Source organism: Paracoccus sp. MBLB3053, assembly GCF_031822435.1.
Lineage (GTDB): Bacteria > Pseudomonadota > Alphaproteobacteria > Rhodobacterales > Rhodobacteraceae > Paracoccus > Paracoccus aurantius.
Genome location: NZ_JAVQLW010000002.1, coordinates 323,502 through 336,570, shown reverse-complemented (window position 1 = coordinate 336,570; position 13,069 = coordinate 323,502). Strand labels below are relative to the sequence as shown.

Here is a 13,069-nt window from a genome sequence, read left to right as displayed (position 1 = left end):
TAAGGTCATAGCGCCGCCTCATTCCCGGATCAGCAGACGGTTCCATCGCTCAATTCCGGGCTAGGCACCTGCTGCACGAGAATGCCCGGCTGGCTTAGAACCGGTTTGCGGGCAGTTTCAGATAGGAATGCCCATCATCCTCGGCTTGCGGAAGACGACCGCCGCGCAGGTTGATCTGCAAGGCTGCCAGAATGCGGTCAGGAAGAGGCAGCGTGGCGTCGCGTTCGTCTCGGATCCTGATCCATTCGTCTCGCTCGGTGCCGTCCTTGACATGGCGGTTGTTGGCCCGGTGTTCGGCCACGGTCGCCTCCCACATCGGCTGATCCCGATCCTTCGTTCCGTAATCATGACCGACGAAAAGGCGGGTGCTGGGGGGAAGTGCCAGGATCGTTTGGATCGATTGCCAAAGCTCGGCCGAATTGCCCCCCGGAAAATCGGCGCGCGAGGTGCCGACGTCAGGTTGCATCAACGTGTCATGCGTAAAGGCCGCGTCGCCGCAGACATAGGTTACCGAACCCAGCGTATGTCCGGGAGAAAGCATGACGCGAACGTCCAGATCGCCGAGCTGAAAGACTTCGCCTTCGGCAAAGAGCCTGTCAAAATCGCGCTTGGGGTCGAAGGCGTCAGGCAGATTGTAGATATCGGCCCAGATGCCGGAGATTTCCGCAATCTTTTCGCCAATGGCATTGGGTGCGCCCGTGCGCTCTTTCAGCTTGGCCGAGGCCATGACGTGATCGGCATGAGGGTGGGTGTCGAGCACCCATTCGACCGTCAAACCCTCGGCCTTCACCAGATCAAGCACCTGGTCCATGCTGTCGGTGGTAAAGCGGTAATTCCTGGGGTCGAAATTCCACACGACGTCAATCAGCGCGGCCTTTTTTGTGGTCGGATCGGCGCAGATATACTGGATCGAGCCGGTATCCGGCTCATAAATGCCCCAGACATCCGGGCTGCCGTTTCCGGTCGAGGGCGAATGACGAACGACGGGTTGCTCGAGTTTCAAATTGGTCATCGCATGGCTCCTTCCGAGGCAAAGAGGCCTTGTGCCTTGGCCCGGACACCAAGCCACAGGCCGATCAGCATTGCGGGAACGAAGATGAGCGTCCCGGTCGCCATCAGAGGCAGCGCGGTCCATGCCGGGCCAGGGCAGAAACCGCCAATCCCCCAGCCGATGCCGAACAATGCCGCACCGGCAATCAGTGGACGGTCGATCAGCCTCGAATTCGGAATGTCGAAACTTGTCGCAAGGGCTGGGGCGCTGCGCCGCCAACTCAGCCGATAGCCGATGAAGGTCGTCACCATTGCGCCCCCCATGACGAAGGCGAGACTTGGGTCCCAGCTACCGGCCAGGTCCAGGAAGTTCAGAACCTTTGCGGGATTGGACATGCCAGAGACGACCAGTCCAAGGCCAAAAAGCAACCCGCTCAGGAAGCCCATGAAAGAACGCATCAGCCTACCCCCAGAACGTGACGCATGATGAATACGGTTGCGAAGCCCGTGGCCATGAAGGTCAGGACGGCCAGCAATGAACGCGGCGACAGCCTTGCAAGTCCGCAGACCCCGTGACCCGAAGTGCAGCCCGAGCCGATGGCGGTTCCGAAGCCGACAAGCAGACCGGCAAGCAGCATGCGGACCGGATTGTCCGGCGCGGTTTGCGAAACCGTCCCCCCGGCGACGAGGATCACGATCGGGGCGGCGATCAGTCCAAGCAGGAAAAAGATCCGCCAGTCGCGATCCTTCGGGACCGGACCCATCGGCAGTACCGATCCGATGACCCCGTTCGTGATCCCGGATATACCGGCGATGCGGCCGAACACGGCCATCACCATCACAGCGCTCAGCCCGATCAAGACACCTCCGGCGAGAGAGGCCCAGGGCGTGAATTCGGTCAGGGTTTCATTCATGCTGCAACCTCTGTTAACGCGCCGAGCTTGTATGGTCGGCCGAAGCTTGATATATTAGATATTAATAAATTAGTCAATGCTAATGTGATGGCAATGAATCCCGACACCGCCTCCGCCGCCCTTCAGGTCCGCGCCGATTACGTCGCATCTCGCCTCGCTCTTGTCGCGAATGCCAAGCGGTTGCTTATCCTGTGCGAACTGGCAAAGGGTGAGAGATCTGTGAGCGCGCTTCAGGAGGCTGTGGGTCTGAGCCAGTCCGCACTTAGCCAACATCTGGCCAAGCTGCGCGAGGCGGGAATGGTCGATACCCGGCGTGAAGGACAGACGATCCATTACCGGATCAGCGACCCCGATCTCGAGGTGTTGATGACCGCGCTTTACGATGCATTTTGCAAGACGGTCTGAAGCTTGCGAAGTGAACCTCGGCCCGGCTTGCGCGTTGATGGCCGGACAAAGGTCCAAAGACGTTTGAAAGGACGGACGGAAAGGTGACTTCAAAAGGCAAGGCCGGCATTCTGTGGCTCGCGCGCGACCTGCGCCTTTCCGACAATCCCGCCTTGCGCGCAGCCATTGACGACGGGCCGCTGCTTGCTGTCTTCGTCATAGACGGGCAGGTCGAAAGGCAGGGGGCGGCAAGCCGCTGGCGGCTTCAGCGGGGGCTGTGTTCGCTGGATGCAGAGCTGCGGCGCCGGACCCGAGGTTCTGGGCTTCTGGTCCTGCGGGGCGAGGCCGAGCAGGTGCTTCCCGATCTGGTCCGCCTGACGGGGGCCAAGTCGGTTCACCAGAGCGACTGGCCCGCGCCCGGGATGCGGGATGCACAGGACCGGGTCCGAAACGCGCTGACACCGCTCGGCGCCCGGTTGATCCTGCATCCGGGCTTCCTGCTGACCCATCCCGGGAACGTTCGCACAGCGCAAGGCGGTGTCTACCGCGTCTACACGCCCTTTGCGCGCGCCCTTCGCGCTGTCGGCGTCGACCGCCCTGCGGCCGCTGCGCCCGAAGCGATTGTCGCATTCAGTAAGCCGCCCTCGGGCCTGGCCCTTGCTGAATTGCAGCTTGCCCCGGACATGCATGGCGGTGCCGAAGTGCTCGAGAGGTTTGCCCTGCCAGCGGGAGAGGCCGCCGCCTTTGCGCGGTTGGATGAGTTTCTGGATCATGCCACCTCCTATGATGCAGATCGGGACCGGCCTGATCTGGATGCAACCTCGGGCCTGTCCGAACATCTCGCACTGGGCGAGATCAGCCCGCGAACCGTCTGGGCCATGGCGCGCGACCGGATGGAGCGTGAAGCCTCGAAGGCAGACGGCATCGGCAAGTTTCTGTCCGAGTTGATCTGGCGTGAGTTCGCTTGGCATCTCTTCATCGACTTTCCGCAAATGGACAGATCGCCCTGGCGGTCCGAGTGGAGCGCGTTTCCCTGGCGCAGATCCAATACCAGCCTCGAGCGGTGGACGCGTGCTGAAACCGGGATCGCCCTCGTCGATGCGGGCATGCGCGAAATGCGCGTGACGGGGCGTATGCACAATCGTGTGCGGATGGTGGTCGCAAGTTATCTGACAAAGCATCTTTTGACCGATTGGCGACTTGGCATGAGCCATTTCGCCGAAAGCCTCACCGATTGGGACCCGGCCTCGAATGCGATGAACTGGCAATGGGTCGCGGGCTGCGGGCCAGATGCCTCGCCGTTCTTCCGGATATTCAACCCTGAGAAACAGGCCACGCAATACGACCCCCAGGGCAGCTATCGCCGTCGCTGGTTGGCGGGGTGGATGGGAAAGCCGACCGACGAGGCAATGGCCTATTTCGACAGCCTGCCGTCATCCTGGCAGGTTTCGCGAGATTGGCGCGAGCGCGGCGGACTGGACGAGGCCAGAAAACAAGCTCTTGCTGCATTCGAAGAGTTCAAGGAGGGCGCGCCAAGGCGTTGATTCGGAAGCCGTCCCTTGGCATAGGGCACATCCGACACGATCCGCGCACGCCAGTCAGTTACCCTGCAAGGCGACAAGGCGACGAGCGAACGGTGGTGGCCCCTGTCGCGCTCGTCCTCGGACAGGAAGATGATGCTCTTTCGCTTCCGAATCGCATGGACAGGCGACGCGCGGCCCGCTCGTGCCGAACCCTGTTTCGCAGGTGTAGGGCGGAAATCTTCAGGCTTTCTTCATATATTCCTCAGCCGCCCCGCAGCCCATCCGAAAGTCTTCGCACGTGCAAGGCGCTATTCTGCGTCTGACGGAAATGACCCGCCGTGCCATAAGGATATACGACGATGTCTGCGACACTAGAAATGCGTCCAGAATCCTCCTTCCCCCGGCAAGAAATGCCGCGTTTTTTCCTGCTGGAAGGGGTCCGCAGTTCCATGCGGAGGCGTCAGGACGTGATCCTGTTGTCGCAGATGGATAAGCGTCTGCTAAAGGATATCGGGCTTGATCGCGGTCGGCTCGGCCTCACGCTGGATGCATCGATCAGGGGAAAGCGTGATGGCGCGTAGTGTCTATGACGCCGTAGTCATCGGCGGCGGGGTGGCGGGCGCAGCGTCTGCCTTGCTGCTGGCCAGGGCCGGCGCGCGTGTCCTGATCGCCGAACGGCAGGCCTTGATGGGCGAGCAACTTTCGACCCACGCGCTTACCCGACCTGCGGTCGAACTTCTGGCGCGCTGGGGTCTCATGGACACGTTGCTGGACCAGGGTGCGCCTTTGATCAGCCAGATCCGCTTCCAATACGCATCCGAGACAATCCCGATCCCGGTCAGACCCACTGCGATGGTAGAAGGACTGATCGCCCCACGCCGTCGGTCGCTGAATTGGACGCTTCTTGATGCGGCCGTCGCGGCGGGGGCCGATCTGGCAACCGGCACGACGGCAGAGGCCTGCGTCTGGCGGAACGACCGAATTGCCGGGCTGGTCCTCGGCGATGCTACTGGCAGGGAACGGGCTGTTACGGCTGGCCTTGTGATTGGTGCCGACGGTCGCGATTCCGGGCTGGCAGAGATGCTTGGCGCAGAAGTCCTGGCACGTTCGGCTTCGCGCTCGGCGACGATCTACGGATATTTCCAGAATCTTCCCACGGATGGACATCATTGGTGCTTCGGCAAGGGAGTGGCGGCGGGGGTTATCCCCACCAATGACGGGTTGTATTGCGTCTATGCGTCCTGCCGGCCGTCCGACTATCGCGAGAAGTTCGGCGCGGAACCTCTTGATGGCCTGACCGCAACCTTTGGCGGTTTCCGTCCGGTTTGGGCCGAACAGCTTCTTGCCGGACCGGCCGAGCGGCTTCGACGGTTCAACGGGGCTCCGGGTCTGATGCGCAGGCGAGCAGGAAAAGGCTGGGCTCTTGTCGGAGATGCGGCCTGCTACAAGGATCCGATCACCGCCCATGGGATCACCGACGCGCTTCTGGATGCGGAGGCCTTGGCCAGAACCTGTCTCGGCCAGGAAGGGCTCGGATCGTACCATGATACCCGCCATGCCGCGGCCGTTCCCGTCTTTGAGACGACGCAGCAGATCGCGAGCTTTGATTGGAACATCTCCGGGCTAAAGGCACTCCACGGGACGCTCCATTCCTGCATTCGTGCCGAACAGTCGACGGTCATTGCCTCGCGCGTCGCAGCCGTATGTTCATCGCGTTCTTCAGCACCGCTGCCGGTATCAGGCATGTGCAGAGCGACAACAGCTCGTTCGCGGCTGGAAGGAAGCGCGATAGACCGGAACGCGATACATAGTCCCAGCCTATCGTTCGAATAAGGCAAGCGGGCCGCTTTCAGTGGGGCGGCCACATTCCGGTTGCTAAGATTGCATAAGCAAACGGCGCAAGAAATTTCGATGACCGACAGAATACCGCAGCCTTGCGCCCATGGATGGGCTGCCCACCGGATCAACGAAGGACAAGGGCCAAATGACCGCTGACCTTAACCAGATCGCGACGGCCACGCTTGGTCGCTTCCTTGGGTCAGGGTTCATGGCGCCCACGATCCAGGCATTCGTTCGGGGCCAGAGGGTTCATGGCCCTGCCCTTACCGTCAGAATGCCGGGGATCGACGATGCGGCGTTGATCGAGGCCCTTTCGATTGCCCGGCCGGGCGAGGTTCTGGTGATCGACCGATGCGGCGATCTGCGCCACTCATGTTTCGGGGAAATCGCCGGTCAGGCCGCGCAAGAGCGAGGCATTGCCGGTGTCGTCATCGACGGCTTCGTGGCCGACCAATCGGCCCTGATCGAACTTGGATTGCCGATCTGGTGCCGCGGCCGTTCTCCGATGACCACCCGGAACAAGCGGCTGTCAGGCGAGGTCGGCGGGCTGATCAGTTGTGGCGGCGCAACCGTGGCCAAGGGCGACATCATTCTGGCCGATGAAAGCGGTGTTGTCGTTCTCGACCCTGCGGAAGTCGACAAGCTGGTCGAAAAGGCCCTCCGCATTCAGGTGCAGGACCGCGACATCCTGCAACGCCTGAAGCAGGGTGAAACCCTCAGGGAGATCACGCTTTCCTTGCGCGGTTGAACTGCACCTTGGCTTGGGAAAGCAGACGAGCGCAAACACGGGGGAGCGGGCGAATAGGCATTGCCTATGGATCAAAGCGGTGTTTTTTGTCCTGAGCTGCCTCAGACTGCGAACGGAATTTTCATGCCCACAAAGCCGGCCATTGGTGATCTGAACTGGAACCTGCTTCGCAGCTTCTTCGTGATTGCCGAAGAAGGGGGCATCACCCGCGCGGCTCGGCGGCTCAACATGAGCCAACCCTCAGTCAGCCTGGCATTGCAGAAGCTCGAAGAGCAGCTTGGTTGCCAGCTCTTGTTTCGAGGCAGCCGCCATTTCGCGCTGACGCTGCGCGGCGAAAAGATTTATCAGGAATGTGCCGAGATCTTTCGTGGTGTCGACCGGATCGGCGTTCTGGCCGAGGACCGGAACGACGAGGAGTTCGGCGAGTTGCGGCTTAACATCATCAGTGGGTTGCAATCGCCGATGATCGACGAGGCGCTCCGATTGTTCCATCAGCGCTATCCGTCTATCAGTTGGCGCATTTCGGTGCAGAACTCGCTGGAAACGGTTCGCCAGATCACGCAGGAAAAGACCGGGATCGGGATCTGCCTGCTGACCAAGCCGATGATCAATCTTGAATGCCGTCACCTTTTCCGAGAGGAGTTCGGAGTTTTCTGCGGAGCCGAGCACCGGCTGTTCGGTCGCGATGAAGTCGAGCTGCGCGAACTTGCGCAAGAGCCCTTCGTCACCTTCAGCTGTGCGACCGAGGGACTTGGGCTTGAACCGATGGTCATGCTGCGTGACGGGCTGAGCCTGGGCCGCCGGATCAGCGGTTCAAGTCATGACCTTGCCGAAATCAAGCGCATGATCATCGCAGGCCTCGGCATCGGGATCCTGCCGGTCATCACCGCTGTCGAGGCGGTCGATGAAGGACGGCTCTGGCCGCTGCGGCTGATCGATCAGCCGCTGGGCGCAGATGTTTTCCTTGTCTATCACGCGCTGGATCAATTGACCGTTCCGGAACAGAAATTTGTCGATCTGCTCGACGAACTTCTCAAGCTCTATCCCGACATGGTCTGACCTTGCAGGGTGCGGCGAAGCCCGAAGGCTTCGCCACCATTCCGCCCAATGTTCAGCGATCAGCGCGTTTGACGACCGCATGCAGAAGCATGTTGAGCCCGGCGACAAAGTCTCCCGGGTCGCAGTTCTCGGCATTGTTATGGGTGATACCGCCCTTGCATGGCGTGAAGATCATCGCCGAAGGGCAGTGCATCGCCATGTGATAGGCGTCATGCCCGGCCTGCGACTGGATATCTCGCCAGTTCCAGCCCTGAGAGACCGCCTCATTCCGGATGAGGCCGACAAGTTCCGCATCAAAGATGTCCCCGCCCCAGGTCCATTCATCCTCGACCTCGACCGAGCAGCCCGCCATCGCGGCAGCAGCATGCGCGGCGCGGCGCATCTTTTCGGCCATCACACGCGCGGTGATGGGGTCGGGATGGCGGACATCGGCCACGCATTGCGCGGATTCAGAAAGGATGCCCGGCTTGTTCGGCCAAGCCGCCAGCCGCGAACCCGTCGCCTTGCCATCTAGCACCGCAAACTCCCAGCCGATATCGTCAACGGCCGTAAGCCAGCGGGCGCCCGCAACCAGCGCGTTTTGACGCAGATCCATGGGCGTCGGCCCGGTATGGGCGGTCTCGCCCCGGAACATCACCCGCATGCCGTGGCTGGGGTAGCCGCCGGTCACCACGCCGACCTGCCGCTTTTCGGCATCAAGGATCGGGCCCTGTTCGATATGCAGTTCGAAATAGGCGTCGATCTCACCGGCCTTGCAGGGCAGTTCGCCCTTGTAGCCGATCCGGTCAAGCTCATTGCCGAAGCGTGCGCCGTCATCGGCAATCAGGTCATGCGCCCATTCGACATCGTAACGACCAACGAACACACCCGAAGCGACCATCGGGGGCGAGAAGCGCGCGCCCTCCTCGTTCGTCCAGTCCACGATCACGATCGGGCGGCGCGTGATGTGCCCCGCGTCGTTCAGGCTGCGCACGACCTCCAGCCCCGCCAGGACCCCGGCGATGCCGTCAAAGCGTCCACCGTTGATCTGCGTGTCGAGGTGACTGCCGATCAGGATGGGCGGAAGGCTGTTGTCCAGACCGTCCCTGCGACCGAAGATGTTGCCCATGTCGTCGATTTCGACCGCAAGCCCCGCTGCGCGACACCAGCCTGCGAACAGATCGCGCATCTCGCGATCTGCATCGCCCAGAGTCAGGCGCGACAGGCCGCCGGGACGCCCCTGCCCGATCTGGGCAGAGCTTTCGATGGTGGACCAGAAGCGCGACAGGTCGGCACGAGTCTCTGCTGAGAAACTCATCTCATCACCTCATTCATTTCTATTTCTGTTCGGACAGGTCAGCGCGTGCCGGTTACGGACGTGATGATCTGCGGGAAAATAACCAGCAGCAGCAGGACCGCGACCATTGCGCCGAGGAACGGCAGAAGATGGCGGAAGGCAGCTGATATCGGGATACCGGCAGTCCGGCAGGCTGCCATCAGATCGATGCCCAGCGGAGGAGTGTTCGCCCCGATGGCCAGGTTGATGCAGAGCAGGATGCCGAAATAAACCGGGTCGATCTGGTAAGCGCTCAGGACGGGCAGGAACACGGGCGCAAGGATCAGGATGATCGCCAGCGACTCCATGAAGGTACCCAGCAACAGAACCACCAGCATGATGAGCAGCAAGGCAATCAGGGCGCTGTCGGTCAGCGCAAGGATGCCATTCACAGCCAGCTGGGGCACCTGTTCAGCGGCCAGGATCCAACCGAAGACCGAGGCCGAAGCAATCACCAACAGGATGGAGCCCGTCATCTCGGTCGTATCCCGCAGGATGTTCTTGATGCCATCCCAGGTGAGGCTGCGATAGAAAAGCCCGCCCACGATCAGGGCATAGACCACACCCGTTCCGGCGGCCTCGGTCGGTGTGAAGATGCCCGCACGAATGCCCCCGACGATGATCAGCGGAGCGATGAGGGCCGGAATGGCGGCAAGAAACGCACGCCCGATCGCGGCTCGGGTCATAGGCTCGCCACCACGCCAGCCATGCTTGCGCGAGATCCACCATGCGACCGCCATCAGCGAGAGCCCGAGCATCAGGCCGGGTATGATCGCGCCGATGAAAAGTTGGCCGATCGAGGTGTTGGTTGCGGTGCCATAGACGATCAGAACGATCGAAGGCGGAATGACCGTCCCAAGCGAGCCGGCGCAGCCAAGCGCTGCCGAAGAAAAGCCCGGGTGATAGCCGCGTTCCTTCATGGCGGGCAACATCATCGTGCCGATGGCCACGACATCGGCCACACCCGAGCCAGATAGCGATCCGAACAGCATGCAGGCCGCGATCATCACGATGGCAAGGCCGCCCGTGCTGCGCCCGACCAGCGCCGAGCAGAGGTTGACGATCCGCGGCGCAAGCCCGCCCTGCACCATCAGCATTCCCGCCATAAGGAACAAAGGAATGGCAAGCAGGGTGAAACTGTCGATCCCCGCGATCATGCGTTGTGCGACAACCATCATGGGGGCCAGATCGGCCACCGCCAGATAAAGAACCGATGCGAGCCCAAGTGCCACGGCAATCGGAGCGTCGATCAGGACAAGGAAAACGAAGGCGCCAAGAAGCAGCGCAAGTTCCATGCTCATTTTCCGAACCTTCCCGCGACCAGCGCGACCAGCGAAAGTGCCGCTCCGATCGGAAGGCACAGGTAGAAAAGACCACCCGGCAAGGCGAGAGCCGTCGTGGCGTGGTGCCAGGTGAAACCGGTGATCTGCCAGCCGGTGACCAACAGAACGACAAGGAAGGCCGCGCTTGCGAACAGTGCAAGCCAGCGCGCGGCGCGTCGCAGGGGCCCCTGCCCCAAGATCATGTCTGCGATCCCGGCTTCGAAATGCGAGCCACGCGCAAAGCCGGACACCACGCCGAGAAAGGTCACCCAGACAAGGATCAGCCGCGGCAATTCCTCGGACCAGCGGGGCGTGACGCCCAGAACGTAGCGAGAAAAGACCACCCATGCGACGATGCCTGCAAGTGCAGCGATACCGATCGCGCCGATGGTGCGCGCAAGCGCATCAAGTGTTCGGGCCAGGCGCTTCATTCGCTCTCCCTTCCCTTCAAGGGCACGCAAAGCTGGCATTCGTCGCAATATGCCGCGACGACGACCCATTCATCGGAAAGGACCTCGACCTCGTGGACAACGCCAGGCGGCAAGCGCAGTGCGGTGCCTTCGGTCATGTGGTATTCCCGACCATTGGCGCGCAGCACGGCCTGGCCTTTCAAGGTCAGGGTCACTTCGTCCCTTGGATGGGCGTGGGGCACGCTGCGCGCGCCCCTCTTGCCCGTGGTGACAGCCATCTTGATGAATCCTTCGCCCCGTTCTTTCGGCGAAAACAGCACTTTCTGGCTGAAATCGAAAAGCTGGACCGGGGCGACCTCTTCAAGTTGGCGAATTTCAGGAGCGCGGGGGCTCATTTGCGATAGCTTTCCATAATCGCCATCAGATCGGGGCCGAAGACATCCGCGTTCTGATCCCAGACCGGCTGGACGGCGGCTTCGAATGCGGCCTTGTCGACATCGTTGAACTCCATGCCCTTTTCCTTGAGCTTGGCGATCATCTCGGCATCGGAATCGGCAACCATCTGGCGCTGTTTCTCGCCCCATTCCTGGGCCGCCGCCTCGACGATCTGCTGGTCTTCGGGCGAGAGCTTCTCCCAGACGGGCTTGGACAGCACGAGCGTGGCGGCACCCCAGACATGCTGGGTCATCGAGACGTATTTCTGCACCTCGAAGAAAGACGAAGACCAGATGATCGACAGTGGGTTTTCCTGTGCGTCGAAAACACCCTGCTGCAGGGCGGAATAAAGCTCGCCGAAGGCCAGCGGCGCGGGCTGCGCGCCCATGATCTCGAAGGTCTCAAGGCGCACCTTGTCGGGTGTGACGCGGATCTTCAGGCCATCGAGATCGGCCGGGGCTTCGATCGGCAGCTTCGAGTTCGTCACATTTCTGTAGCCGTTTTCCCACCAGGCCAGAACCTTGACATTCTTTTCCTCGAGCATGTCGGAAAGTGCCGCGCCAAGATCGCCGTCAAGCGCCGCGAATGCCTTTTCGCGCGACGACCAGGCATAGGGCATCTCGATGATGCCAAGCTTGGGCTCGATCGTCTGGAAAGAACCCGCCCCGATCACGCCGCCTTGCACGGCGCCGAACTGAAGCCCCTCGATCATGTCCTTCTCGTTGCCAAGCTGGCCGCCGGGGAACACCTCGATCTTGACGCGACCTTCGGTCTTTTCGCCGACTTCCTTCGCGAAACCCTGCGCCGCGACGTTCCAGCTATGGCCGTCAGCCAGGACGTGACCGATACGGATGGTGGTTTCCGCCGAAGCCGGGCCGGCCAGCCCGAGGATCGAAACCGACATCAGGGCGGCGGCAAGCCCGGCGCGGAATGTTTTTGCGTTGTTCATTGACATGCTCCCGTTGGAATTTCTGTTCTCGCAAATCTGAACCACCGGGCTTGCCGATGGCAAATAGCGGGGTCCAATGCTTGGAATGCGCTCCGCCTATGATTGGGACGCAAGGGGTGCGCAAGCACCGCCCGCCACCCGGGCCCTCGGGGCAAGACAAGCAGGGGGCCGACCTTTCGGACCGCGAAGTCGCCCCCTTGGTGTCAGCCGAGGCCGGATACCTGGATCGCGGCAATCAGGTCTTCCTGAGACATCCCGACCGATTTGAAAAGCGTGCGCGATGCGGCATCCCTGCGCCCTTCCACTCGCCCCTGCACCAGCTCGGTCAGGTCGCCAAGAATGCGCGACGCGTCAAACAAGCCGCCCGCGATCGGCTGTGCGAGATCGCCCGCCAGCACTGCGCCCGCCCGCCCGTCGACAAAGACATCCGCCTGCGTCAGGGCCAAATCGTCGCATTCACGCATATCGGCCTTGAAGGCCCCGATCAGGTCAAGGTGGCTGCCTGGCGACAACCATTCGCCGCGAATGAAGGGGGAGGTCGAGGCCGTGACCGAACTGACGACATCAGCGGCCCTGCACCCCGCCTCGAGATCCGTGCAGACAATTGCGGGCAGGCCCAGCCGACACAGATCTTCCACAACCGTTTCGGCCTTTTCGATGCTGCGTCCCCAGATCGCGACCTCGGAATAATTGCGCATCTTGGCATGCGCCTGGGCGACTGCCGCAGCAAGCTGACCGGTTCCCAATACCAGCAGCCTGCGCGCATCCTTGCGGGCAAGGTAATCGGCCGCGAGCGCGGAGGCCGCTGCGGTTCGACGCGCCGTCAACGCGTCGCCATCCATAGCCGAGACGAAGCGACCGTCCGCGCCATCGAACATCAGAAAGCCCGCGTTGATCGTCGCCTTCCCTTGCGCGGCATTGCCGGGGAAGAAGGTCACGACCTTCACCCCGATCGCCTTTCCCCCTTCCCAGGCGGGCATGATCAGAAGCGATGCCTCGGTCCCGTCAGGCTGGGTGATGCTCAGCACCTGACGCGGTGGCGCCTCGACCGTGGCGCGGGCAAATCCCTGGCGCAGGTTCTCGATCAGCAACGACCAATCCAGTCGGTCCTCAACGGCGTGATGGTCATATAGCTGCACGGTCGCTCCCCCGGTTCTGATGCGCCGGACTGCGTTCCGGCC

General features: G+C 61.8%; 15 protein-coding genes. 6 read left to right on the top strand and 9 right to left on the bottom strand.

Going from position 1 to position 13,069, the window contains the following annotated elements:
• Window positions 1–94: 94 nt before the first annotated feature.
• From RGQ15_RS15755 to RGQ15_RS15745, 3 genes are read right to left on the bottom strand one after another with little or no spacing between them, the layout of a single operon-like run.
• Window positions 95–1,012 carry an MBL fold metallo-hydrolase gene (locus tag RGQ15_RS15755; RefSeq protein WP_311161521.1) on the bottom strand — a complete coding sequence of 306 codons (918 nt, stop codon included), beginning with the start codon at window positions 1,010–1,012 and terminating at the stop codon, window positions 95–97.
• Window positions 1,009–1,449, bottom strand: coding sequence for a DUF6691 family protein (locus RGQ15_RS15750; RefSeq protein ID WP_311161520.1), 441 nt, complete (start codon window positions 1,447–1,449; stop codon window positions 1,009–1,011). Before RGQ15_RS15750 ends, RGQ15_RS15755 begins: the two co-directional genes overlap by 4 nt.
• Complete coding sequence (locus RGQ15_RS15745; protein WP_311161519.1) at window positions 1,449–1,904, bottom strand: YeeE/YedE family protein; 456 nt, start codon at window positions 1,902–1,904, stop codon at window positions 1,449–1,451. Before RGQ15_RS15745 ends, RGQ15_RS15750 begins: the two co-directional genes overlap by 1 nt.
• Window positions 1,905–1,991: 87 nt before the next feature.
• On the opposite strand from RGQ15_RS15745, the gene RGQ15_RS15740 reads away from it, so the two are divergent.
• From RGQ15_RS15740 to RGQ15_RS15715, 6 genes are all read left to right on the top strand, one after another.
• Window positions 1,992–2,309 carry an ArsR/SmtB family transcription factor gene (locus RGQ15_RS15740; protein ID WP_311161517.1) on the top strand — a complete coding sequence of 106 codons (318 nt, stop codon included), beginning with the start codon at window positions 1,992–1,994 and terminating at the stop codon, window positions 2,307–2,309.
• 83 nt (window positions 2,310–2,392) lie between these two features.
• Complete coding sequence (locus RGQ15_RS15735; RefSeq protein WP_311161515.1) at window positions 2,393–3,832, top strand: cryptochrome/photolyase family protein; 1,440 nt, start codon at window positions 2,393–2,395, stop codon at window positions 3,830–3,832.
• Between the two features lie 428 nt (window positions 3,833–4,260).
• Window positions 4,261–4,392: a DUF1127 domain-containing protein gene (locus RGQ15_RS22395; protein ID WP_409201346.1), complete on the top strand. Its 132-nt coding sequence runs from the start codon at window positions 4,261–4,263 to the stop codon at window positions 4,390–4,392.
• On the top strand, window positions 4,382–5,644 hold the full coding sequence (locus tag RGQ15_RS15725) for an NAD(P)/FAD-dependent oxidoreductase (protein ID WP_311161511.1): 1,263 nt from the start codon (window positions 4,382–4,384) through the stop codon (window positions 5,642–5,644). Before RGQ15_RS22395 ends, RGQ15_RS15725 begins: the two co-directional genes overlap by 11 nt.
• Before the next feature lie 151 nt (window positions 5,645–5,795).
• The gene (locus tag RGQ15_RS15720) at window positions 5,796–6,398 is read left to right on the top strand and encodes an RraA family protein (RefSeq protein WP_311161509.1); all 603 of its coding nucleotides are present in this window, start codon (window positions 5,796–5,798) and stop codon (window positions 6,396–6,398) included.
• A gap of 123 nt (window positions 6,399–6,521) precedes the next feature.
• Entirely contained in the window at window positions 6,522–7,457 is a 936-nt protein-coding gene (locus tag RGQ15_RS15715) for a LysR family transcriptional regulator (RefSeq protein ID WP_311161508.1), read from the top strand.
• 52 nt (window positions 7,458–7,509) lie between these two features.
• On the opposite strand, the gene RGQ15_RS15710 is transcribed toward RGQ15_RS15715, so the two are convergent.
• The 6 genes from RGQ15_RS15710 to lhpI all read right to left on the bottom strand — a co-directional run bounded on the left by RGQ15_RS15710 (window position 7,510) and on the right by lhpI (window position 13,027).
• Window positions 7,510–8,754, bottom strand: a complete 1,245-nt coding sequence (locus RGQ15_RS15710; protein WP_311161506.1) for a Zn-dependent hydrolase — start codon at window positions 8,752–8,754, stop codon at window positions 7,510–7,512.
• Between the two features lie 38 nt (window positions 8,755–8,792).
• Window positions 8,793–10,067 carry a TRAP transporter large permease gene (locus RGQ15_RS15705; protein WP_311161505.1) on the bottom strand — a complete coding sequence of 425 codons (1,275 nt, stop codon included), beginning with the start codon at window positions 10,065–10,067 and terminating at the stop codon, window positions 8,793–8,795.
• Window positions 10,068–10,069: 2 nt separating this feature from the next.
• Window positions 10,070–10,525 carry a TRAP transporter small permease gene (locus RGQ15_RS15700; RefSeq protein ID WP_311161504.1) on the bottom strand — a complete coding sequence of 152 codons (456 nt, stop codon included), beginning with the start codon at window positions 10,523–10,525 and terminating at the stop codon, window positions 10,070–10,072.
• A complete protein-coding gene (locus tag RGQ15_RS15695) occupies window positions 10,522–10,899 on the bottom strand; it encodes a cupin domain-containing protein (protein WP_311161503.1) in 378 nt (125 codons plus the stop codon). Before RGQ15_RS15695 ends, RGQ15_RS15700 begins: the two co-directional genes overlap by 4 nt.
• Entirely contained in the window at window positions 10,896–11,888 is a 993-nt protein-coding gene (locus RGQ15_RS15690; RefSeq protein WP_311161502.1) for a TRAP transporter substrate-binding protein, read from the bottom strand. The genes RGQ15_RS15695 and RGQ15_RS15690 overlap by 4 nt, the downstream gene beginning before the upstream one ends.
• A gap of 203 nt (window positions 11,889–12,091) precedes the next feature.
• Complete coding sequence (gene lhpI, locus RGQ15_RS15685) at window positions 12,092–13,027, bottom strand: bifunctional Delta(1)-pyrroline-2-carboxylate/Delta(1)-piperideine-2-carboxylate reductase (protein ID WP_311161500.1); 936 nt, start codon at window positions 13,025–13,027, stop codon at window positions 12,092–12,094.
• Window positions 13,028–13,069 lie beyond the last annotated feature (42 nt).